At 68.3% G+C, this 19,623-nt stretch carries 25 protein-coding genes; 13 read left to right on the top strand and 12 right to left on the bottom strand.

Annotated features, from left to right (window positions below; genetic code table 11):
• Positions 1–24: 24 nt before the first annotated feature.
• The 5 genes from AC5P5W_RS08795 to AC5P5W_RS08775 are packed head-to-tail and all read left to right on the top strand — an operon-like array spanning position 25 to position 5,173.
• Positions 25–1,776, top strand: a complete 1,752-nt coding sequence (locus AC5P5W_RS08795; RefSeq protein ID WP_197574723.1) for an alpha/beta fold hydrolase — start codon at positions 25–27, stop codon at positions 1,774–1,776.
• 23 nt (positions 1,777–1,799) lie between these two features.
• Positions 1,800–3,104, top strand: a complete 1,305-nt coding sequence (locus tag AC5P5W_RS08790) for a dual specificity protein phosphatase family protein (RefSeq protein ID WP_197574725.1) — start codon at positions 1,800–1,802, stop codon at positions 3,102–3,104.
• Positions 3,101–3,538 carry a hypothetical protein gene (locus tag AC5P5W_RS08785; RefSeq protein ID WP_075076466.1) on the top strand — a complete coding sequence of 146 codons (438 nt, stop codon included), beginning with the start codon at positions 3,101–3,103 and terminating at the stop codon, positions 3,536–3,538. Before AC5P5W_RS08790 ends, AC5P5W_RS08785 begins: the two co-directional genes overlap by 4 nt.
• Before the next feature lie 13 nt (positions 3,539–3,551).
• Positions 3,552–4,181 carry a lysophospholipid acyltransferase family protein gene (locus tag AC5P5W_RS08780; protein ID WP_014648619.1) on the top strand — a complete coding sequence of 210 codons (630 nt, stop codon included), beginning with the start codon at positions 3,552–3,554 and terminating at the stop codon, positions 4,179–4,181.
• Positions 4,178–5,173, top strand: coding sequence for a phosphatidate cytidylyltransferase (locus AC5P5W_RS08775; RefSeq protein ID WP_014648618.1), 996 nt, complete (start codon positions 4,178–4,180; stop codon positions 5,171–5,173). Before AC5P5W_RS08780 ends, AC5P5W_RS08775 begins: the two co-directional genes overlap by 4 nt.
• Before the next feature lie 126 nt (positions 5,174–5,299).
• On the opposite strand, the gene fis is transcribed toward AC5P5W_RS08775, so the two are convergent.
• The 3 genes from fis to prmA all read right to left on the bottom strand — a co-directional run bounded on the left by fis (position 5,300) and on the right by prmA (position 7,421).
• Positions 5,300–5,575, bottom strand: a complete 276-nt coding sequence (fis, locus tag AC5P5W_RS08770; RefSeq protein ID WP_005419706.1) for a DNA-binding transcriptional regulator Fis — start codon at positions 5,573–5,575, stop codon at positions 5,300–5,302.
• A gap of 115 nt (positions 5,576–5,690) precedes the next feature.
• On the bottom strand, positions 5,691–6,458 hold the full coding sequence (locus AC5P5W_RS08765) for a DUF3426 domain-containing protein (protein ID WP_197574722.1): 768 nt from the start codon (positions 6,456–6,458) through the stop codon (positions 5,691–5,693).
• Between the two features lie 42 nt (positions 6,459–6,500).
• On the bottom strand, positions 6,501–7,421 hold the full coding sequence (gene prmA / locus AC5P5W_RS08760) for a 50S ribosomal protein L11 methyltransferase (protein WP_014648616.1): 921 nt from the start codon (positions 7,419–7,421) through the stop codon (positions 6,501–6,503).
• A 164-nt stretch (positions 7,422–7,585) separates the two neighbouring features.
• On the opposite strand from prmA, the gene AC5P5W_RS08755 reads away from it, so the two are divergent.
• Together AC5P5W_RS08755 and AC5P5W_RS08750 are read left to right on the top strand one after the other, a co-directional pair.
• Positions 7,586–8,557 carry a hypothetical protein gene (locus tag AC5P5W_RS08755; protein WP_197574721.1) on the top strand — a complete coding sequence of 324 codons (972 nt, stop codon included), beginning with the start codon at positions 7,586–7,588 and terminating at the stop codon, positions 8,555–8,557.
• The gene (locus tag AC5P5W_RS08750) at positions 8,554–8,928 is read left to right on the top strand and encodes a hypothetical protein (RefSeq protein ID WP_032959077.1); all 375 of its coding nucleotides are present in this window, start codon (positions 8,554–8,556) and stop codon (positions 8,926–8,928) included. Before AC5P5W_RS08755 ends, AC5P5W_RS08750 begins: the two co-directional genes overlap by 4 nt.
• Positions 8,929–9,024: 96 nt before the next feature.
• Here AC5P5W_RS08750 and accC read toward each other — a convergent pair whose 3' ends face one another.
• The 5 genes from accC to AC5P5W_RS08725 all read right to left on the bottom strand — a co-directional run bounded on the left by accC (position 9,025) and on the right by AC5P5W_RS08725 (position 12,811).
• Positions 9,025–10,392, bottom strand: a complete 1,368-nt coding sequence (gene accC, locus AC5P5W_RS08745) for an acetyl-CoA carboxylase biotin carboxylase subunit (protein WP_014648613.1) — start codon at positions 10,390–10,392, stop codon at positions 9,025–9,027.
• A 10-nt stretch (positions 10,393–10,402) separates the two neighbouring features.
• Positions 10,403–10,882, bottom strand: a complete 480-nt coding sequence (gene accB / locus AC5P5W_RS08740) for an acetyl-CoA carboxylase biotin carboxyl carrier protein (RefSeq protein WP_005419696.1) — start codon at positions 10,880–10,882, stop codon at positions 10,403–10,405.
• A gap of 54 nt (positions 10,883–10,936) precedes the next feature.
• Positions 10,937–11,362, bottom strand: a complete 426-nt coding sequence (locus AC5P5W_RS08735; RefSeq protein WP_032959079.1) for a lysozyme inhibitor LprI family protein — start codon at positions 11,360–11,362, stop codon at positions 10,937–10,939.
• Entirely contained in the window at positions 11,359–11,808 is a 450-nt protein-coding gene (aroQ, locus tag AC5P5W_RS08730; RefSeq protein WP_197574720.1) for a type II 3-dehydroquinate dehydratase, read from the bottom strand. Before aroQ ends, AC5P5W_RS08735 begins: the two co-directional genes overlap by 4 nt.
• 274 nt (positions 11,809–12,082) lie before the next feature.
• The gene (locus AC5P5W_RS08725) at positions 12,083–12,811 is read right to left on the bottom strand and encodes a DOPA 4,5-dioxygenase family protein (protein WP_495221044.1); all 729 of its coding nucleotides are present in this window, start codon (positions 12,809–12,811) and stop codon (positions 12,083–12,085) included.
• Between the two features lie 164 nt (positions 12,812–12,975).
• On the opposite strand from AC5P5W_RS08725, the gene AC5P5W_RS08720 reads away from it, so the two are divergent.
• On the top strand, positions 12,976–13,803 hold the full coding sequence (locus tag AC5P5W_RS08720; protein ID WP_134966121.1) for an isocitrate lyase/PEP mutase family protein: 828 nt from the start codon (positions 12,976–12,978) through the stop codon (positions 13,801–13,803).
• A 57-nt stretch (positions 13,804–13,860) separates the two neighbouring features.
• On the opposite strand, the gene AC5P5W_RS08715 is transcribed toward AC5P5W_RS08720, so the two are convergent.
• A complete protein-coding gene (locus AC5P5W_RS08715) occupies positions 13,861–14,394 on the bottom strand; it encodes a hypothetical protein (protein WP_014648608.1) in 534 nt (177 codons plus the stop codon).
• Positions 14,395–14,520: 126 nt separating this feature from the next.
• Between AC5P5W_RS08715 and AC5P5W_RS08710 the strand changes: the two genes are divergently transcribed.
• Positions 14,521–15,117, top strand: coding sequence for an NAD(P)H-dependent oxidoreductase (locus AC5P5W_RS08710; protein WP_049407909.1), 597 nt, complete (start codon positions 14,521–14,523; stop codon positions 15,115–15,117).
• A 16-nt stretch (positions 15,118–15,133) separates the two neighbouring features.
• On the top strand, positions 15,134–15,727 hold the full coding sequence (locus AC5P5W_RS08705; RefSeq protein ID WP_495221042.1) for a TetR/AcrR family transcriptional regulator: 594 nt from the start codon (positions 15,134–15,136) through the stop codon (positions 15,725–15,727).
• Positions 15,728–15,732: 5 nt separating this feature from the next.
• Here the strand turns inward: AC5P5W_RS08705 and AC5P5W_RS08700 are convergent, their stop codons facing one another.
• On the bottom strand, positions 15,733–16,527 hold the full coding sequence (locus tag AC5P5W_RS08700) for a serine hydrolase (protein WP_164077594.1): 795 nt from the start codon (positions 16,525–16,527) through the stop codon (positions 15,733–15,735).
• A 132-nt stretch (positions 16,528–16,659) separates the two neighbouring features.
• Between AC5P5W_RS08700 and AC5P5W_RS08695 the strand changes: the two genes are divergently transcribed.
• Positions 16,660–17,226, top strand: a complete 567-nt coding sequence (locus AC5P5W_RS08695; protein WP_049439308.1) for a GIY-YIG nuclease family protein — start codon at positions 16,660–16,662, stop codon at positions 17,224–17,226.
• A 7-nt stretch (positions 17,227–17,233) separates the two neighbouring features.
• Here AC5P5W_RS08695 and AC5P5W_RS08690 read toward each other — a convergent pair whose 3' ends face one another.
• Entirely contained in the window at positions 17,234–17,377 is a 144-nt protein-coding gene (locus tag AC5P5W_RS08690; RefSeq protein WP_162838509.1) for a hypothetical protein, read from the bottom strand.
• Between the two features lie 98 nt (positions 17,378–17,475).
• Here AC5P5W_RS08690 and AC5P5W_RS08685 point away from each other — a divergent pair, with 98 nt between their 5' ends.
• Positions 17,476–18,375, top strand: coding sequence for a LysR substrate-binding domain-containing protein (locus tag AC5P5W_RS08685; RefSeq protein ID WP_197574718.1), 900 nt, complete (start codon positions 17,476–17,478; stop codon positions 18,373–18,375).
• 34 nt (positions 18,376–18,409) lie between these two features.
• On the opposite strand, the gene AC5P5W_RS08680 is transcribed toward AC5P5W_RS08685, so the two are convergent.
• Positions 18,410–19,126, bottom strand: a complete 717-nt coding sequence (locus AC5P5W_RS08680; protein ID WP_197574717.1) for a transporter substrate-binding domain-containing protein — start codon at positions 19,124–19,126, stop codon at positions 18,410–18,412.
• 82 nt (positions 19,127–19,208) lie between these two features.
• Between AC5P5W_RS08680 and AC5P5W_RS08675 the strand changes: the two genes are divergently transcribed.
• On the top strand, positions 19,209–19,580 hold the full coding sequence (locus AC5P5W_RS08675; protein ID WP_032959087.1) for a VOC family protein: 372 nt from the start codon (positions 19,209–19,211) through the stop codon (positions 19,578–19,580).
• The last annotated feature ends 43 nt before the right edge of the window (positions 19,581–19,623 follow it).

The raw sequence follows: 19,623 nt of genomic DNA, 5'->3' as shown, positions 1-19,623 counted from the left end.
ACAGAAAGACAATCAGGAGATTGCATGCGTCAGGCGCAGGAACGGGAATTCCACAGCTTCGACCAGGTACCGCTGTTCTACCGGTACTGGGCGGGCACCACCGCAACCCCGGCCACCCGGGCCATCGTGCTGCTGCACCGCGGCCACGAGCACTCCGGGCGTGTCACCCACCTGGTCGATGAGCTGGACCTGTCCGACACCGCCTTCTTCGCCTGGGATGCGCGCGGCAATGGCCGTTCGCCGGGTGCGCGTGGCGATGCACCGGGCTTCCCGGCGCTGGTGCGCGACCTGGACAGCTTCATCGCCCACATCGGCGCCGAGCACGGCATTGCGGTGGAAGACATCGTGGTGATCGCGCAGAGCGTAGGGGCGGTGGTCGCCGCGACCTGGGTGCACGATTACGCGCCACGCCTGCGTGCGCTGGTGATGGCTTCACCGGCGTTCAAGGTGAAGCTGTACGTGCCGTTCGCGCGGCCGGGCCTGGCCTTGATGCAGAAGCTGCGCGGCAACTTCTTCGTCAACAGCTACGTCAAGCCGCAGTGGCTGACCCATGACCCGGCGCGGGTGGAAAGCTACCGTACCGATCCGCTGATCACCCGGCCGATCTCGGTGCGCGTGCTGCTGGGCCTGTACGAAGCGGCCGACCGCATCGTGGCCGATGCGCAGGCGATCAGCGTGCCGGTGCAGCTGCTGGTGTCCGGCTCGGATTTCGTGGTGCACCGTGGCCCGCAGGATCGCTTCTATGAGCGCCTGTCCAGCCCGATCAAGGAGCGGGTGCACCTGCCGGGCTTCTTCCACGACACGCTGGGCGAGCGCGATCGGGCACCGGCACTGGCGCGCATCCGCAGCTTCATCCAGGCGCGTTTCGCCGAACCGTTGCGCGAGCTGTCACGGCGCGACGCGCACCGCCATGGGCCGACCTTCGAAGAGTCGGAGATCCTGGCCTGGCCACCGGAACGCAACAGCCTGGCCGACCTGCGCTGGCGCGTTGTACGTGGCGGCCTGCGCTTCGGCGGCACGCTGTCCGAAGGCATCGCGCTGGGCCTGCAGACCGGTTTCGATTCCGGTAGCACGCTGGACTACATCTACCGGAATGAGGCGCGCGGCAAGGGCCCATTGGGGCGGATGGTCGACCGCAACTACCTGGATGCGATCGGCTGGCGTGGCATCCGCGTGCGTGGCCAGCACCTGCAGGAACTGCTGCGCGACGCCGCACAGCGCCTGCGCGGGCAGGGCACGCCGGTGCGGGTGCTGGACGTGGCCGCCGGCCATGGCCGCTATGTGCTGGAAGCACTGGGCCAGGGCGAGCAGCGCGCCGACCGCATCGTGCTGCGCGACTTCAGCGATCTGAACGTGACCCAGGGCCAGGCGTTGATCCAGCGCCTGGGCGCGGCCGACATCGCGCGCTTCGAGCAGGGTGATGCGTTCGACCCGGCACAGCTGGCCAAGGTCGATCCAGCGCCGACGCTGGCGGTAGTCTCGGGCCTGTACGAACTGTTCCCCGACAACGACGCCGTGCTGCGCTCGCTGCAGGGCATTGCCGCAGCGGTGCCGGTGGGTGGCTACCTGGCCTATACCGGCCAGCCCTGGCACCCGCAGCTGGAATTCATTGCCCGTGCCTTGACCAGCCACCGCGGTGGCGCGGCGTGGGTGATGCGCCGCCGTACCCAGCAGGAGATGGACGAACTGGTGCGCCTGGCCGGGTTCGAGAAGGTGGCGCAGCGTATCGACGACTTCGGCATCTTCACCGTATCGCTGGCGCGCCGGACCGCGTGATGGCGACGCTCGCCGCATCCCCACTGGCCGCAGAGGGGCGCCCCTGGCGGCGCGCCCTGTTGTGGCTGGCCCTGCTGGGTCCGTTCTTCTTCGCCAGTTATGGCTTCGCCAACTGGATGGCCGGCCGCCACGCTACCCTGCCGGTGATGGCGTTCGGCTGGGAGACCCGCATCCCGTTCGTGCCATGGACGATCGTGCCGTACTGGTCGATCGACCTGTTCTACGCGGTCTCGTTCTTCCTGTGCCGGCAACGGCTGGAGCTGGACCGGCACGCATTGCGGCTGTTGAGCGCACAGCTGATCGCCGTGAGCTGCTTCCTGCTGTGGCCGCTGCGCTTCAGCTTCGAGCGTCCGCAGATCGGCGGTGTGTTCGGCTGGCTGTTCGATGTGCTGCTAGGCTTCGACAAGCCGTTCAACCAGGCACCGTCGCTGCACATCGTGTTGCTGATCGTGCTGTGGGTGAAGTTCGCACAGTACCTGCACGGCGTGTGGCGCTGGGTGCTGCATGTGTGGGCGCTGCTGATCGGCGTATCGGTGCTGACCACGTTCCAGCATCATTTCATCGATATCCCGACCGGCCTGCTGGCCGGCTGGTTGTGCGTCTGGCTGTGGCCGGAGCAGGGCACGCCACCGCTGCGTGCATGGCGCACGGCACGTGATGCCAAGCGCTGGCGCCTGGCAGGGGTGTACCTGCTGGGGGCCGCTGTACTGCTGGTGCCGGTGGTGCTTCTGCGTGGCGCCGCGTTGTGGCTGCTGTGGCCGGTGGTGTCGCTGCTGCTGGTGGCGCTGGCCTATGCCGGGCTGGGTACCGCGGTGTTCCAGAAGCGCGCCGATGGTCGCCTGACCATGGCGGCACGCTGGCTGCTGGCGCCGTACCTGGGCGCAGCCTGGGTCAATTCGCGGCTGTGGACGCGGCGTGCGCCGCATCCGGTGCCGGTGATGGATGACGTGTGGCTGGGACGCATTCCCTGTGCTGCGTTGCCAACACCGCTGGTCGGCGTGGTCGATACCTGTGCTGAACTGTCCTGCCGCGCGCCGGGCGCGGCGTATGCCAGCGTGCCGATGCTGGACCTGGTGGTGCCCACGCCGGAACAGCTGCGCGAGGCGGCCGATGCCATCGAGCGTCTGCGCGTGCAGGGGCCGCTGCTGGCGTGCTGCGCGCTGGGCTATTCGCGCAGTGCCGCCAGCGTCGCCACCTGGCTGCTGCGCAGTGGTCGTGCCGCCGATGCGAACGCGGCAGTGGCGATCGTGCGGGCTGCACGCCCCGGCATCGTGCTGCACGCGGCGCATCTGCATGCCATCACTGCTGCGGCAGGAGCGCGCGCATGAGCACGGTTCCCGATCTGGTGACCATGCAGCTGCTGCTGCGCCAGGGGCGTTGGCCGGCGCTGCTGTCGCTGGGGATGTTGCTGGTGGCACTGCTGCTGCTCGGCACCGAGCCGGGGCTGGCGATGATCGCTGCCGGCCTGTTGCTGCTCAGTGTTGCCGCGGGCATCGCACAGGCCTACCACGCGTGGCGGGTGGGGCTGGATGCCAGCCTGCTGCAGCTGCTGCGCGATGAAGGCCTGGAGGGCGAAGCCGCCGCGCGCCGCATCGATCAGCTGCTGCACGACAGTGGCCTGCGCCGCGCGTCGCCCGATGCGCCACTGCGTGGCTGGGATGCGCGCTGGTCCGGCATGCGCCGCCTGCTGCTGCGCCAGTACCTGCTGACCGCAGTGCAGTTCGCACTGCTGGTGCTGGCCGTGGTGTGGCCGCAGACGTGAATGGGAGTGACCGATGTTTGCCGAACTGATTGCCCGCGCCTGCAGTGGCGCGATCCATGTGGTGACCGGCGCACGCGCGCTGTGGATCGGTTGCGCGCCGTCCAGCGAGCGCCGCGTGTACTACGGCAACCACGCCAGCCATGGTGACTTCGTGCTGATCTGGTCATCGATGCCACCGGCACTGCGGCGCCAGGTGCGCCCGGTGGCCGCGGCCGAGTACTGGCAGCGTGATGGCCTGCGTCGCTACCTGATCGATGCGGTGTTCAACGGTGTTCTGGTCGAGCGCGAGGCCGGCCATCGCCAGCAGGACCCGTTGCAGGTACTGCGCGATGCGGTGGACGAAGACTGCTCGCTGATCCTGTTCCCGGAAGGCACGCGCAATATCGGCGATGAACCGCTGTTGCCGTTCAAGAGCGGCATCTACCACCTGGCGCGGCAACGGCCGGAGCTGGAGTTCGTGCCGGTATGGATCGACAACCTGAAGCGGGTGATGCCGAAGGGGCGGTTCCTGCCGTTGCCGCTGCTGTGCACGGCTACCTTCGGCACGCCGCTGCGGCTGCAGGCCGACGAGGACAAGGCCGCATTCCTGGCCCGCAGCCGGCAGGCGCTGCTGGACCTGGCGCCGAATGGAGGTCGTGCATGAGTTTCGTGCTGGATGTATCTGGCGATCTGGCAACGCAGAGTGTCGGCCAGCAGACCGGCCTGCTGTTTGCCGGCGTCGGCGCGGTGCTGGTGCTGGCCACGCTGGTGGCCGAGACCCTGCGCTGGCGCCAGCGCGGTCAGCCCAGCGCGGTGATCGCCAACCTGGTGTCGCGTATCCGTGCATGGTGGGTGATGGCGATCGTGGTCGGGCTGGCGCTGTTCTTCGGCCGCGCCGGGGTGATCGTGCTGTTCGCGATCATCTCGTTGTTCGCGCTGCGCGAGTTCATCACCCTGGCGCCGACCCGTTCAGGCGACTACTACGCGCTGCTGGCTGCGTTCTACATCGTGCTGCCGTGGCAGTACTACCTGGTGTGGATCGACTGGTACGGCATGTACACGCTGCTGATCCCGGTCTATGCGTTCCTGTTCCTGCCGATCCTGTCGACCATCGGTGGCGATACCACGCACTACCTGGAGCGCACCGCGAAGGTGCAGTGGGGGTTGATGATCTGCGTGTTCTGCATCTCGCACGTGCCGCTGCTGCTGAACCTGCACGTGCCCGGTCACGACCCCTCGCGCAACGTGCTGCTGTTCGCCTTCCTGGTGATCGTGGTGCAGTCCTCGGACGTGTTGCAGTACATCTGGGGCAAGCTGCTGGGCCGGCACCTGATCGCGCCGAAGCTGTCGCCGTCGAAGACGGTGGAGGGCTTCGTGGGTGGCGTGCTGAGCGCCAGCGCGCTTGGGGCGGCGCTGTGGTGGATCACCCCGTTCACGCCGCTGCAGGCGTTCGGCCTGTCGCTGCTGATCAACCTGATGGGATTCTGGGGCGGCCTGGTGATGTCGGCGATCAAGCGCGACCGTGGGATCAAGGACTGGGGCCACATGATCGAGGGCCATGGCGGCATGCTCGACCGGCTAGATTCGGTGTGCTTCGCCGCGCCGGTGTTCTTCCATGTGGTGCGGTACTACTGGAAGGCGGGCGGCGGCGGGTGATCCCGCCGGGGCTGCATCCACGCATGGCGTGGATCTACCGGTAGTGCCGGCCGCTGGCCGGCAACTGCGACATCCTGCCATCGTTCATGGGGTTGCCGGCGAGCGGCCGGCACTACCCGCGCGCGCTCAGGCGCTGATGCCGTATTCCTTCAGTTTCTTGCGCAGGGTGGCGCGGTGGATGCCCAGCATCGCGGCGGCGCGGCTCTGGTTGCCTTCGCAGTGGTTGAGCACTTCCACGAACAGCGGGATTTCCATCTCGCGCAGCACGATCTCGTAGACATCGTCCGCGTCGCAGCCATCAAGATCACGCAGGTAGCGGCGCACGGACTGGGCGACGTGTTCACGCAGCGGTGGCCGGGGAGCGCCACGACTGTTGTCAGGACGAGAGAGGACAGCGTTCAAGGGGGTTCCCGATTCGGTTGGCCCGTGCGCGCGGAGCGCGCGGCCGGACGAGGTGGTGGCGGCCAGTCTAGCGCGAGCGTGCCCGACCTGCCACGGCTGGTCGCCTCTACCCTGGTCAGAGGAAGTCGAAGGTGAATGCGACGGTGGACGCGGCGGGTTCCTGCACGCGGAACGCGATGCGCGCACTCTGGCCCGGTTCCAGCACGGTCGTGGCCGGGCTTTCGCCAAGGTATTGCGCGGGCGTGAACACGCCGCTGCCGATCACCCGGCCATCGGCATCGGACAGTGACAGGCGCAGGTCCGGCCAGGCCTGTGCCCAGCGCGCATCGTTGCGGATGCTGGCCTGCACCTGCAGCACACCGGCCTGGCCGGGCAGGGGGCGGATCTCGCGGCTGGTCATGGTGAACGCGGTCGGCTCGTGCCAGGCCGGCAGGCTGCAGCGCAGCACGGCGCACAGTGCGCCCAGCCAGGTGCGGTTGCCGGCGTCGGCGGCCAGTCGCGCACGATCGGCCAGCACGCTCTGCAGTACCAGCAGCAGTGCCAGCCCGGCGACCAGCACCCAGTGCCAGCGCGGCGTCGGCAGCGCGCGCGGCCGCGAAGTGCCCAGGAAGCTCGGCGCATCGCCGGCCACCGCCTGCGCGGCCGGGACGGCAAGGACGGGTTCGATCACGGTCGCTTCGTCGAGGATGACGGTGTCATCGAGCTGTCGCGTCTCCGCCATCGGCGGCAGCGCCGCGTCGACCGGGTCCCCGGACTTCGCGGCAGGGATGTCATGCGCCGACGGGTCGGGCGTGCGCGCGTCGGTCGCAGGTGCGGCCTCGCCTTCCGACGCGGGGCGCAGGAAGGTGGCCAAAGGGCGGCGCGGCGGGTTCGGCTCGGACATGCTCAGGGCGCGGGCTCGGATCCAGCGGTCATTCAATCACGATCAGGCGCGGCGCGTGCCGGTGATGCGCATCCAGTCGCCATCCTGGGTGGCCTGCAGATCGTCGAACCACGCGGCATAACGCTGCAGCAGTTCGCCTTCCTGGCCCTGCAGGATGCCCGACAGGGCGATGCGACCGCCGGCGGCTACGCGTGCGGCCAGCAGCTCGGCCAGCGCATCCAGCGCCGAGGCAAGGATGTTGGCGACCACGATCGGGTAGGTGGCGACCGGTTCGTCCTGCGGCAGGTACACCTGCATGCGGGCCTGCTCGCCATTGCGCTCGGCATTGTCGGCGGTGGCGACCAGCGCCTGCGGGTCGTTGTCCACGCCGATCGCTTCGGCGGCGCCCAGCTTCAGCGCGGCCAGCGCGAGGATGCCCGAGCCGCAGCCGAAGTCGAGCACGCGCTGGCCCTGCAGCTGGCCGTCCACGGCCAGCTGGTCCAGCCAGCGCAGGCACAGGGCAGTGGTCGGGTGGGTGCCCGAGCCGAAGGCCAGGCCCGGGTCCAGCCGCACCACGGCGGCATCGGCGGCCTGTGCAGCGTCCGGCAGTTCATGGTTCCACGGCACGATCCAGGTGCGGCTGCCGAAATCCATCGGCTGGAACTGGTCCAGCCATGCGCGCTCCCAGTCTTCGTCTTCGACCGCGCGGAAGCTGCCATTGCTCCAGTCCAGTTCCGGGTCGAAGGATTCCAGGGCGGCCAGCAGCAGCAGCGCATTGCTGTCGGCGGGGAACAGCGCGCTCAGCACCAGGGTGTCCCACAGCGGCGTTTCCCCCACGCCGGGTTCGAGGATGGCCTGTTCGTTGCTGGTGTCGGCTTCGGCATCAAGCAGGGTCACGGCCAGTGCGCCGACGTCCTCCAGCGCATTTTCATAGCGGGGCTGGGTGGCTTCGGTGCAGCGCAGGGTCAGTTCCAGGAACGGCATGGCGGTGGGGACAGTCGCGGGAAAGGGGGCAATGCTAGACCATCGGCGCGTCTCCGTATTGCCTGAGATGCCGCTTCGAGATGAATGGGGGCAGTTCAGACAGGCCTGCCGGGCCTTGCTAAACTCGGCGCTTTCCTGTGTGCCGTGAACGCTCACCACCGCCGATGGCCTTCGCTCCGACCCTGAAAACCTGGTTGCTCGTGCTGCCGGCGGTGGCCGTGCTGGGCGTGGCCGGGTATCGGGCCAGCGGCCATGCTGCGGGCGTGGCGTCGACGTCGGCGTCGCCGGACCTGCCGCTGGCCATGGCCAGCCGTGACGGCGGAGCGCCGCTGCCGGTGGTGTCGGAAGCCCTGGCGCGGCGGCTGGCGGCTTTCGAGCGCGGCAACACGCTGCCGTCGGGCCTGCCGCTGGACCTGCGCGCCGACATCGAAGACGCCAGCGACCTGTATGCCTACGCCCAGCGCCTGCGCGCACAGGCCGACAACGGCAATCACGAGGCGCGCTGGATGCTCAGCCGCGTCTATGACTATTGCGCGCAGTACGCACTGGATCCGGGTGGCTACCGCCTGGACAACAACGTACTGAGCGGGTTGGGCCTGACTGCGGCGCCGGCGATGATCGAGGCACGCGAGCGCGTGGCACAGCGGTGTGGCGGTTTCGTGCCGGGCGACAAGCTGGGCGCGGCGCTGGTGCTGGCCGAACGCCGCAAGGCGGCCGCGCAGGGCAACCTGGCCGCGGAAGCGTCGCTGTTCGCCGAGGGCGAGCCCTTGCATGACAGTGCCGAGTACCGCCGCGACCTGGTCGAGCGCGTGCGCACCTCGCGCGACCCCGAGGCCTACATGGCCATCGCGCCAGGCATGGGCGTGCGTGCGGCCGGTGACCGCGCGCTTGACGGGCTGGTGGCGGGCGAGCAGCTCAGTGAACTTGCATGGCGGCTTGCGGCCTGTGAACTCGGCCTGGCCTGTGGAGCGGACAGCGTGCTGGTCAACAATTTTTGTGCGAACGGAGGGATCTGTTCGCAGGATGGAGCGCAGGATTTCCGGGATTTCGTGTATGACGCTGCGGTATCGCGGCAAGGTGCTGGGAAAATGAAGGAATGGATCAAGCGATTGGTTGGAAAGAGGGACGGGCGATGAATTACCGTCGATTCCTGCATGGGGCCAAGTTCTGGTTCTGGGTGGCGCTGTTCGTGGCCTACTCGGCTGGGGCGGTTGGCCTGCTGATGATCGATACCTACGAGGACCGCTACCGGCATCTGTCGAAGGTGGAGCTGACCACGGTGAAGGCGCAGGAAGACGTGCGCCGCGCCGGTGCCAGCCAGGTCGCTGCGGTCTACCGCGCGCAGAGTGGCATGCCATTCGCTTCACTGCCGGCCGGCAGCACCTTCCAGGTGGTGTGGCCCGATGGTTCCACCGAAACCATGGTGATCGTCGATCCGACCTCGCCCAATGGCGTGCGGCCGCTGGCCCATTCGCAGATTCCGGCCGACGTGGCCGACAAGCGCTGACGTGCTCGCTGTGGAGCCGAGCATGGGCCCGGCTCTACAGGAACAGAAAAGGGCGGGGATATCCCCGCCCTTTTCATGTCCGGCACCTGGCGCCGATCAGGTCAATGCGATCGGCTTGTTCTTGCGCTCGGCCAGGCGCTTTTCCAGGTAGTGGATGTTCTGGCCACCGGCCTGGAAGCCCTTGTCACGCATGATCCGCTGCTGCAGGGCGATGTTGGTCTTGATGCCATCGACCACCATTTCGCTCAGTGCCACCCGCATGCGGGCAATGGCGGTTTCGCGGTCCGGGCCGTGCACGATCAGCTTGCCGATCATCGAGTCGTAGTTCGACGGCACGCGGTAGCCACTGTAGATGTGGGTGTCCACGCGCACGCCGGGGCCACCCGGCGGATGGAAGCCGGTGATGGTGCCCGGGCTCGGCACGAAGGTTTCGGCGTCTTCGGCGTTGATGCGGCACTCGATGGCATGGCCGGTCAGCACCACGTCGCTCTGCTTGATCGACAGCTTCTGGCCGGCGGCGATCTTCAGCTGCTCGGCCACCAGGTCGATGCCGGTGACCATTTCGGTGACCGGATGCTCCACCTGGATGCGGGTGTTCATCTCGATGAAGTAGAAGCGGCCGTCCTCGTACAGGAACTCGAACGTGCCCGCGCCGCGGTAGCCGATGCGGATGCAGGCTTCCACGCAGACCTTGCCGATCTGCTCGCGCTGCTCGGCGGTGATGCCCGGCGCCGGTGCCTCTTCCACCACCTTCTGGTGGCGGCGCTGCATCGAGCAGTCGCGCTCACCGAGGTGGATGGCATTGCCCTGTCCATCGGCCAGCACCTGGATTTCCACGTGGCGCGGATTCTCCAGGAACTTCTCCATGTAGACCTCGCCATTGCCGAACGCGGCCTTGGCCTCGCTCTTGGTGGTTTCGATCGAGGTCTTCAGCGACGCTTCGGCGTGCACCACGCGCATGCCGCGACCACCGCCACCGCCGGCCGCCTTGATGATGACCGGGTAACCGATCTCGCGGGCGATCTTGGTGTTGGCGACGATGTCCTCGCCGAGCGGGCCGCCCGAGCCGGGCACGCACGGTACGCCCGCGGCCTTCATCGCGCGGATGGCTTCGACCTTGTCACCCATCATGCGGATGGTGTCGGCCTTGGGGCCGATGAAGATGAAGCCGGATTCTTCCACGCGTTCGGCGAAGTCGGCGTTCTCCGACAGGAAGCCGTAGCCCGGGTGGATGGCCTGGGCATCGGTGACTTCCGCCGCCGCGATCAGGGCCGGGATGTTGAGGTAGCTCTGCGGCGACGGCGCCGGACCGATGCAGACCGACTCGTCGGCCATGGCCACGTGCTTGAGGTTGCGGTCGACCGTGGAGTGCACGGCCACCGTGCGGATGCCGAGGGTATGGCACGCGCGCAGGATGCGCAGCGCGATCTCCCCTCGGTTGGCGATGACGACTTTGTCGAGCATGGCGCGCCCCTCAGCCGATCACGAACAGCGGCTGGTCGAATTCCACCGGCTGGCCGTTCTCGCCGAGGATGGCAACGATGGTGCCGGAGGTGTCGGCTTCGATCGGGTTGAACATCTTCATCGCTTCGATGATGGCCAGGGTTTCGCCTTCCTTGACCTGCTGGCCCACGGTGACGAAGGCCGGCTTGTCCGGGGCGGACGAGGCGTAGAAGGTGCCGACCATCGGCGAGCGCAGCACGTGGCCTTCCGGCAGTGCCGGGCCCGGCTTGGCGCTGCCGCCGGTGGAGGCTTCGGTCGGCGACTGCATCGGCATCGCCTGCGGCGCCGGGGCAGCCGGAGCGGCATACACCGGCGCGGCGACCGGGGCGGCATAGCCGGCCACCGGGGCGCGCGACAGGCGCACCGACTCTTCGCCTTCCTTGATTTCGATTTCAGCCAGGTTCGACTCTTCCAGCAGGTCGATCAGCTTCTTGATTTTGCGGAGATCCATGGTGGCCTCTTTGCTCGTGATGTCAGTGTGGTGGAGAGTGCGGTTGCACTCGGTTCAAAGCAGTTCGTAGAACTCGCGCAGCTGCCGCGTACGGTCGCGCGTCTGGGTGATCAGGCATTGCATCTTCGCGGGGTTGCGCGAGGTGCCGTCTGCATTGAAGGCATACACCGCCTCGCAATCTGCATCGCGCAAGGTGATCCAGATGCGCTGGGCCTTCACCAGCTGTTGTTCGGCCGCCGCGCAGCGGCTGCAGCTGCCATCGGTTGCCTGCGCCTTCAGTTCGCCACGCGCCTGCGCGTAGACGGCGTTCAATGCGCTGTCGGCATCATCCAGGCGATCGGAATCGCACATGTCGCGCTCGTAGCCGCCGCTTGCCTGTGCGCAGTCGATGCCCGCGGCCGCGCGCTCGGCAGCGACACTGGCGCCGCACAGACCGGCCCACAGCAGGATGCCGGCAAGCACGCGCGGCGGCATCTTCACGCGCTGGCCGCCTGCACGCGCAGCAGCGCCGCGTCCATCGCGTAGCGGTAGCTGTCGGCACCGAAACCGCATACCACGCCCACTGCCTTGTCACTGAAGTAGCTGTGCTGGCGGAACGGCTCACGGGTATGCGGGTTGGACAGGTGGATCTCGATGAACGGCACCGCCACCGCCGCCAGCGCATCGCGCAGGGCGACCGAGGTGTGGGTGAAGGCGGCGGGGTTGATCAGGATGAAAGCGGTTCCGTCGCTGCGCGCAGCCTGCACGCGGCCCACCAGCACATGCTCGGCGTTGGACTGCAGCCGTTCCACGGTGTGTCCGGCGGCCGATGCCTGGGCAGCCAGGGCCTGGTCGATGTCGGCCAGCGTGGTGTGGCCGTAGACCTCCGGCTCGCGGGTACCGAGCAGGTTGAGGTTGGGGCCGTGCAGGACCAGCAGCTTCGCCATGGGATCCGGAAGACGGGAAAGGGCGGCAGTCTGGCGGAACCGGCGGATGCTGTCCAGTTCGGCGAAGTTTGCAGCGTTTCAATCGTATGTTTGAAATCTGCCGGAGCGCTTGCGGCCGTATGGCGGGCGCTGGATCAAGGCGCGCTGAACGTGGTGCTGGACGGGGATGCGTGCACGTAGGCCGACGATGCCGGCATCCACGCCATGCGGGGAGACGGGGTTCGGTGGGCAGCACACTGCGCCTCCACATGGAGCTGTCCGGCACCCCGGCCGCTCAGATCTCCAGCGGCACCGTCGGCACCACGTTCGGGAACACCTCTTCCAGCGGTTCCGGCTGCCCGGGCTTCGGCGCCGGCCAGTTGTAGGCATTGACCGGCTGCGCGCGGTTCACCCACAACGCGTAATGCAGATGGTCAGCGCGGCCATCGCCGGTATTGGGGTGGATCAGGATGGTCAGGCCCAGGCTGTTGAGCTGCAGCCAGGGCACCAGCACCGACAACAGGTCGTTGGTGAAGCCGAAATAGAACGACGGGGTGACGTGCGGCCCGCGTGGCTCAAGGTTCCAGTTGCCCAGCTCCACAGGGAAGCGCTCGGCGGCCCAGCGCCGCAGCAGCGCGGCCTTCTCGAAGCTGTCCTCGTCGAAGTAGATGTGGGCGTGGTAGCTCTTGATGGCGGTGTAGGCACGTGGCCGGGTGGGCAGCGTGGCCTCGCCGGGGCGCACGCTGGCCGGCCGCGGGGTAGGCTCGCTGGCCGTGGCCTGGCCCCATGGGCTGCGGCCCTCGGGCGCTGGCGGAACGATGGCTCGGAAGCCGGGTCGCCCGGGTTCGGTGGTGTTCACGGCGTTGTCGCTGCGCGCGGCTGCGGTGGCAGCCGACGCGCTGGCCAGGCCGCCAGCGGCCAGCCCGGCCGACGCGATCAGGCGACGGCGCGCGGGTGAAAGCAGGTCGGCCCATTGGGCGTCATCGTCGCCGGCGTCGATCAGGGTCTGCGGGTCCGGGTGCATCTGGGGCTCCGTGGGGCACTGTGTGGCAGGCAAGCACGCTCGGGCAGCGTGCACGGTGGTGTCCAATAAGCAGCCGGCATCACCTCATGCACGTTGGCCCACGCCGTGATTGAGTGCCGCCGCAGCGTGGGCTAGGGTGCAGGTCCGCCGCCCGGGACCCCGCCATGACCCCGCTTGATGCCGACACCCAGCGCAAGCGCGCGCGTTTCCGCCAGCTGCATGCGCGAGGTTGTTTCGTGCTGCCCAATCCGTGGGACGTGGGCAGCGCCCGCTACCTGCAGCGGCAGGGCTTCCAGGCACTGGCCACGACCAGTGCCGGCTGCGCCTGGAGTGAAGGGCGGCCGGATGGGGCGGTTTCGCTGCAGGCCACACTGGAACATCTGCGGCTGATGGCGGCCGCGACACCGCTGCCGTTGAACGCCGATTTCGGTGATGGCTTCGGCGCCACGCCACAGGCAGTGGGCGAGGCGGTGGCGGCGGCCATCGACACCGGTATCGCGGCGCTGTCGATCGAGGACGCCAGCGGCGTGGCCGATGCGCCGCTGCGGCCGATCGGGCAGGCGGTCGAGCGACTGTGTGCGGCACGTGCGGCCATCGACCGCGCGGGGGGCGATGTGCTGCTGGTCGCGCGGGCCGAGAATTTCTTCGTTGGCGTGCCGGATCTGCAGGACACCCTGCAGCGCCTGCGCGCCTATGCCGAGGCCGGCGCCGATGTGCTGTATGCACCGGGCATCAGCACGCCCGAACAGATCAGCGCGGTGGTTGCCGCTGCGGGGGCGAAGCCGGTGAACCTGCTGGTCGGTGGACCGACACCGCTGAGCCTGCAGGACATCGCCGCACTCGGCGTGCGACGGGTCAGCCTGGGCGGTGCGCTGGCGCGAGCCGCGTGGGGTGGGCTGATGCAGGCCATCGAGCCGATCATGCAGGACGGCCGCTTCGATGGCCTGCAGCAGGCGGCTTCGGGCGCGGCGTTGAACGCGCTGTTCCGCTGACACACGCCCAGGCCTGCAATGGATCGAGCCCGGGCGTGGATGGACGCGCGCCTGCGACTACAGCGCTTCCATCCCGCCCCTGGGCAGCGTCACGCCCGGCTCCAGCGCCGGCAGCAGTTGCCGCAGCAGTGCCGGGTTGTCCAGCATCGCCGCGCCGTCCAGATAGCGCCATTGCGTTGTACCGACGCGTCGCACGGCAACCATGAATGACGTGCTGCGCATCGGCGCTTCGCGCACGCGCAGCAGTGACTGGCGCGGTACGAAGCAGACTTCCTCGTCACCGGCCGCATAGGTGCGGCCCGGCACGCCTGCCTCGTCGCTGATGATGCTGACGCCGGCCCTGCGCAGCGCCTTCACGGTGTCGCGGGTCGCCCGCGCATAGGCCTCGTCGCCACCGGCCAGCTGCTTCAGGCTGGGATGGGTACGCGCGATGATCAGCTCGGTATCGCCACGGGCGAAGGCGCCCATCATCGCCTGCACCTCCTTGCGCAATGCGGCCGAGTCTTCCGGACTGAGTTCACCGGCCAGCGCGGGCGTAACGTCCATTGCCATCGGCAGGGCCAGCAGAAGGGCAAGCAGATACCGGTGCATCGTCGGGCAGCTCAGTGGGAACCGCCGCACTATACGGTGGATGCGGAAACAGCGTCCCACGCATGGCGCTGGTATCCCGGGCGACACTACTTACTATTGGTAGTTAGTGAACTCCGGACATGCCCCATGCACACCCTCATCGTTACCGCCCACCCTGAACCCGGCGCGTTGACCCATGCCATCGCCAGGCGCATCGGCGAAGCCATCACCGCGTCGGATGCCGCCAACAGCGTGACCCACGCCGATCTGATGGCTGAAGGCTTCGATCCGCGCTTCAACATGCAGGACCAGGCGCTGTTCCGTGGCACCGGCGCGACTCCGGCTGACGTCGCCGCCGAGCAGGCGCGGCTGCAGGCTGCCGACACGCTGGTACTGGTCTATCCCCTGTACTGGTGGTCCTTCCCCGCGCTGCTGAAGGGCTGGATCGATCGTGTGTTCACCCAAGGCTGGGCCTACCAGGACGGCGCCGATGGCAAGGTGCAGAAAAAGCTGCAGCGGTTGGGCGTGCATCTGGTCGGCATCGGCGGGGCTGGCGCGGACATGATCGAACGGCGCGGCTACGGTGCGGCGATGAAGACCCAGATCGACATGGGCATCTTCGACTACTGCGGCGCGCGCGTGCTGTCGTCCGACCTGCTGCTGGACGCCGATTCCGGTGCAGCCGAAGCGCATCTGCAGACCGCGCTGGCGATCGGCCGTAAAATCGGTGCTCCGATGCGCTGACCGCCGTGCTCCACCGATGCCTGCCAACGCCGCTCCCACGCGCCGCCGATTGACCCGCGAGCAACGCGCCCGCCAGTTGCTGGACGTGGCCTGGGCGCTGGTCGGCGACGAAGGCACCGACGCATTGACGCTGGGGCGGCTGGCCGAGGCGGCCGGTGTGACCAAACCGGTGGCCTATGATCACTTCGTGACCCGCAACGGGCTGCTGGCCGCGCTCTACGATGACTATGACGGGCGGCAGACGGTGGTCTTCCACGAGCGTATCGGCCGTGCCAGGGCGCAGCTGGCCGATCGTGCAGCGGCCATCGCCTCCGGCTACATCGACTGCGTCCTCAGCCAGGGCAGTGAAGTGCAGGGCATCCTCGCTGCGCTGGTGGGCGCGCCGGAACTCCATGAAGTGCGTCTGCGCTACCAGCAGGACTTCATCGACAACTGCGACACCTGGCTGGGCCCGTTTGCGGCCGATGGCACGGTCCCCCTGGCCGGACGCTGGGCGATTCTCGGTGCGGCCGAAGCCCTGTCCGAAGCCGTGGCGGCAGGCGCGCTGGACAAGGTCGGCGCCGAGGCCGAGCTGCAGCGCTTGATCGTGGCGACGGTCAAGCGACGCTGATCCGCTCAGGCGTCGGCGGTGGTGTCGTCCAGCGCCGCAAACCCGGCGGCCAGCCGCTCGCGCACAAGGGCATCGCGTGCGTCGCGGCTTTCAGCGCCCAGCACCACGGTGATCAGGCGTACCGGCAGGTTCCGCCCGGGCACAGCCCGGCAGGCAGTGGCGGCCAGGCAGAAGCCTGCGGCCTGGGTGTAGCCGGTCTTCAATCCATCCACGCCGTCTTCGCCAAGCAGGGCGTTCTGGTTGCTGCGGCTGAAGCGGCCATGCGCGAACGTGCGCTGCGCGGTGATTGCCAGGATCTGCGGATGGTCATTCAGCAGGCAGGCGGCGAGTACCGCCATGTCGCGCGCGCTGGAGGCATGGTGCGGGGTGGTGATGCCGGACACGCTGGCGAACCGCGTGCTGCGCAGGCCAAGCTGGCGCGCGTGCCAGTTCATGCGGCCCAGGAACGCAGGCTGTGATCCGTCCAGATGGCGTGCGATGGCCAGCGCCGCATCATTGCCGGAGACGATCATCAACCCTTCCAGCAGGCGCGCCAGCGTGACCGTTTCGCCGGGCACCAGGCCCATGCGTGTTTCATCATCGGCTACGGCATGCACATCCTCGGCGGCGATGGTGACCGCCTGGTCCCACGTGCCACCGTTCTCTTCGACGCATCCGTAAGCGGCGTAGGCGGTCATCAGCTTGGTCAGCGAGGCCGGTTGCCGCGCGATGTCCGCGTTGTGCTGGTGGACCACCGCGAAGGTTGCCGCGTCCAGGGTGATGGACGAGACCGGCAGGTGGGCAGGCGCAGGAGCAGGCATGGTGGCGGTGATGACAGCGACAACCAGCAAGGATAGTCCGAAGCGGCTGCATGAAGCCGTACTGCCAAAGCCCTGCGGCGCCCACCGCAACGCCCGGTTGCGCCCGGGCTGCAGTGGAGGCAGCCTGCGCACATGCAGTCGCATATCCGCATCGACGGTCGTGTCTTCGCCTACGTCTTCCCCTGTGCGTGGGAGGACTACGCGAAGATCGGCTTTTCACGCGATCCGCTCGGGCGCATCAGCGCATTGCACCGGCGCTGGTTCGAGTTCTTCGACCTTGATGCCGGTACGCTGGTGGAAGCGGAGAGCGAGCGCGATGCGCGTGATCTGGAGCTGCAGCTGCGTTCGCCGTTCAAGGCGCACCGCGCGCCGGCGCCGATGACGGTCCAGGACAAGGCCGGAGGTCGCACCGAATGGGTGCGTGGTGCCAACCAGGCGTTGTCGCTCGCGGTTGATGCGTTGGGCGCACAGGGCTATCGCTGTTTCCAGCTCAAGGCTTGGCTGCAGGCCGCCCAGCGCCTGCGCATGGACCGGCTGCACGACTGGGCGGCGGTGCAGCTTCCGGAAGAGGATGGCCTGCGCATGCCCGGTGGCCCCGGCGAGCGCGTGCTGCGTGACACCCTCGACGGTTGCCGGGCGCTGGATATCGACCCAATGCCATGGCTGCCTGAACACGTCCAGCGTTGGTATGCAGGTTGAGCCGTGTTCAACGGCCACGCGGTTTCTGAACCGGCGCGGCCGGTTGCGGCGCACCCGTGGGGGAGCCGGTGGACGGGCAGGCCAGCTGCCGGGCCAGTTCGGCGTTGGCCACGTGGCCCTGCAGGAACAACAGGCTGCCGTAGATGTTCATGAGCGTCCCTCCACTTGAGTGGATTGCACGATACGGGCAGCATTGACCGGGAAAAAGCGACATTTCCGCAAGCATGCCTTGAGAGGAATTCAAGCCTGATGTCCCGTCCGCCCCTTCACGCCCTGCAGGGCTTCGTGGCCGCCGCGCGGCTGGGCAACCTGTCACGCGCAGCGGCGTCGATGAGCCTGACCGTCAGTGCGCTCAGCCATCAGATGCGCCAGCTGGAAGAGCGGCTGGGGCAGCCACTGCTGGTCCGCCAGCCACGCGGCGTCACCCTCACCCTGGAAGGGCAGCGCCTGCTCGACCAGGTCGGCCCGCATCTGGATGCGATCAACGAGGCCTTCCAGCCCTATGCCGCACGCGCCGAGCACGTGCTGACGATCAGCGCGGTACCGTCGATGGCGTCGGCGTGGCTGGTGCCGCGCTTGGGGCACTTCGTTGCCGAGCATCCACAGATCGAGATCAACCTGCAGTCGAGTGAACGCCTGATTGACTTCGAGCGACAGCGCCAGTTCGACGCCGCGCTGCGGCTGGGCAGCGGGCAGTGGCCGGGCCTGGTGGTGGAGCCGCTGTTCGACGAGTGGCTGCTGCCGATGGCCAGCCCGGCGCTGATCGAACGCATGGGAGGGATCGACCGCGTGCCGCTGAACCAGTGGCCGCTGCTGGGGGATGCCGATGGCGCGTGGGGCGCCTGGTTCGCGCTGAGTGGGCAGAACCCGCCGCCGCGCTTCGTGGCGGTGCTGGATGATTCGGAGGCGCATCACCGTGCGGCGCTGGACGGGGTGGGCGTAGCGCTGGGACGGGTGACGCGGGCGCGCCTGCTGCTGGATTCGGGCCAACTGGTGGCGCTGTCCAGCCTGCGACTGAAAACCGCTTGGCCGCATTGGCTGGTCTACCCGCAGCGCTCGGCCCGCCATCGCGGCTTCCTGGCCTTCCGCGACTGGCTGCACGCTCAGGCGGCCGAGCACGTCCGGCACATGGCAGACGCGCATTTATAGCGTCGAGCCATGCCCGACTGCGTGTGTCCCGCAGTCACCGTACCAACGTAACCGCCTGCCCGGCACGGGCGAAGGCTTCGCCCAGCAACGAGCCTGCCTTGATCGCCTCCACTTCCTCGAACAGCGCCTGCAATGCATCGGCCGGGCGCGAGGCCGGCGCCGCGACCGCCTGCTGGATCACGGTGAAACGGTCGGCCAGCACGCGGTGGCCGGGATGCGCCTGCGCCCAGGCGGCCAGCGGCTGGCGCACGCCGGCGGCGGCATCCAGGCGCTGCAGATCGAACAGGGTGATGGCAGCGGCCGACGTCTCGGCCCGCTCGATCATGGCGTGGCGCAGTTCGCGGCTGAGGAACAGGTCGTAGGCGGCGCCACGACCGACCGCGATGCGCAGACCATCGCGGTCCAGGTCGGCCACCTGCTGCGCAGGGCTGTCCTCGCGCACCAGGTAGGTGCCTTCGATCTCCGCATAGGGGGCGCTGAAGGCGATGCGGTCGGCGCGCGCCGGATCGATGGCCAGGAAGGCCAGGTCCCAGGCATCCTTGCTGGCTGCAGCGACCACCGCGGCCGCGGCGTCGTGGCAGGTGAAGCGTGCCTGCACGCCCATGCGCTGCGCCAATGCCGTGGCCAGTTCCAGTGACGGCCCGCGCGGTGAGCGCGCGTCCCCCTGCGCCAGTACTGGATTGCCCAGGTTGATGGCCACGCGCAGGAAGCCCAGCGGTGCCAGCGCACCACGATGATCGGCCAGGGACATGCAGGACTCCGCGGGGAAAGGGCGGTCCAGCATGCCAGTACGGACCTGCAAGGCAGTGTCAGCATCCGGTTATCCTGCGGACATGAACCCCATCCTGCACGTCGAGATACCGGTCACTGACCTGGGCCGGGCCATCACGTTCTACCAGCACTGGCTGCAGGTGGCGGTGGACGAACCGATCCTGCTGCACGACTGCAGGATGGCCTACCTGCCGTTTGCCGATGAGGCCACCGGTGCCAGCATGGCGCTGGTGCGGGGGGCCGACTATCTGCCTTCCGTCCACGGTGCGCGCATCTACATCGGGGTTGATGACCTGGATGCCAGCCTCGAGCGTGCGCTGCAGGCCGGGGCCGAGCTGCGCTTCGGCCCGGCCGATGCCGGTGACTGGCGCGTGGCCGAGATCGCCGACAGCGAAGGCAATCGCATTGCGCTGCAGGCGCGCGTGATTCTGTAGGGCCGAGCCCATGCTCGGCTGCTGTTGACCCAGCCGCCAACGC

The organism is Stenotrophomonas sp. YJH_SMC_123 (assembly GCF_059368215.1).
This window is presented reverse-complemented; position numbering and strand designations above follow the sequence as displayed.